This is a genomic window from Ruminococcus sp. RTP21204st1_B2_RTP21204_210225, assembly GCF_040914135.1.
Lineage (GTDB): Bacteria > Bacillota > Clostridia > Oscillospirales > Ruminococcaceae > Hominimerdicola > Hominimerdicola aceti.
The window spans coordinates 1-1,743 of the sequence record NZ_JBCPGA010000108.1 but is presented as its reverse complement, the minus strand read 5'-3'; the positions used below and the strand labels follow the sequence as shown (position 1 = coordinate 1,743).

The 1,743-nt window shown below is 43.6% G+C and carries 1 protein-coding gene; it reads right to left on the bottom strand.

Annotated elements, in window-relative coordinates; translation table 11 throughout:
- Positions 1–85: 85 nt before the first annotated feature.
- Entirely contained in the window at positions 86–1,528 is a 1,443-nt protein-coding gene (gene glgA, locus AB5123_RS14265; RefSeq protein WP_195249036.1) for a glycogen synthase GlgA, read from the bottom strand.
- Between the last annotated feature and the right edge of the window lie 215 nt (positions 1,529–1,743).

The following is a 1,743-nucleotide window of genomic DNA, read 5'->3' as shown; positions in this document are numbered from 1 at the left end:
GATATATTAAAGCCCGTGGGCTTCCATATCGAGGGAATCCACGGGCTTTGTTGCGCTTTTTTTACAGCGCCTTTTTGTATTTATCTTATCCTATAAGCCAGTCATACATTTCCTGATATTTGTTAGCAGAAGCCTGCCATGAGAAATCCTGTGCCATTGCAGATTTGATAAGTCCGTTCCATTCGTCACGTCTGTCATCAAATATGTACTTTGCGAACATCACAGTGTTGTACATCTCGTGTGCATTGTAGTTTGCAAAGCTGAAACCAGTGCCGGTCCTATCAAACTGATTGAACGGCTGAACAGTATCTCTCAAACCGCCAGTTTCACGAACGATAGGCAGCGTGCCGTAACGCAGTGACATAAGCTGTGAAAGTCCGCATGGCTCGAAAAGTGACGGCATAAGGAATGCGTCAGCAGATGCGTAAATGCGGTGGCTCATTTCCTCACTGTAGTAAATGTTAGCGGAAACCCTGTCAGGATACTTGCCTGCAAACCAGCGGAACATATCCTCATATTTCTGCTCGCCCGTGCCAAGCACAACGAACTGTATGCCCTGTTCGCACATTCTTTCCATCATGTATGCAATAAGGTCAAAGCCCTTCTGATCTGTCAAACGGCTAACAATGCCTATCATAAAGCGATTGTCGTCCTGCGCAAGACCAAGCTCAGCCTGAATTGCCCTCTTGTTGTGTATCTTCTTCTCAAGCACGTTGTCATAATTGTATCTTACAACAATGTTCTTGTCCGTGTCAGGGTTGTAATCAACGTAGTCGATACCATTTACGATACCACGGAGATCGTTAGCCCTTGCCCTCATAAGTCCGTCAAGACCCTCGCCGTAGAACTGCGTCTTTATCTCCTCTGCGTATGTGTTGCTGACAGTTGTGATAGCGTCAGCATAAACAAGACCGCCCTTGAGCATATTGCCGTCAACGCCCGTTCTCAGCTTGTCGATAGTGAAGTAGTAGTCAGACAGACCGGATATCCTCTTGAACTGCTCAACTCCGTCATTTCCCTGAAATTTCAGATTGTGTATAGTCATAACGGTCTTTATGCCGCGGAAGAAATCTCCCCCTGCAAAGCTGTCATGAAGATATACAGGTATAAGACCCGTCTGCCAGTCGTGACAGTGTATAACGTCAGGACGGAAATCAAGAAGAGGCAGAGCAGAAAGCACAGCCCTGTCAAAGTACATGAACTTTTCTATATCCCAGTGATGCTCAGTGTAAGGCTTGTCACCGGTGAAATAATGTTCGTTGTCGATAAAATAGAACGTAACGCCATCATAAACGCATTCAAGCACGCCCACATATTGGCTCTGACCTGCAAAGTCCATGTAGAAATGCGTTTTGTACTGCATCATGTCTTTCCACTGCTGTTTCATGCAGGAATATTTAGGAAGAATTACTCTGACATCATAATACCTCTTGTCAAAGCACTTAGGCAGAGAGCCAACAACGTCAGCAAGACCGCCTGTCTTGATAAACGGAACACACTCCGAAGAAGCGAACAAAACTTTTTTCATATTCAAGTTATCCTTTCCAACTTAATTTCTTGAATTTTCAGGGCAATAATTATCGCTATTGCCAATGTGTACGTAACAATTATAACACTTTTTGTTGAAAACGTCAAGAGCAAAACATCGTTTGCACCATAAAAGCGCATGTAGTGCTACAATAGATATTGGACAAAATTAAGAAAAAAGAAAAGAGAGATAGGCAAAAATCTGATAAAATAAAG

What these genes read in the sequence shown, in the direction of transcription:
- glgA (WP_195249036.1), bottom strand. Translation starts at nt 1,528, where the DNA reads ATGAAAAAAGTTTTGTTCGCTTCTTCGGAGTGTGTTCCGTTTATCAAG.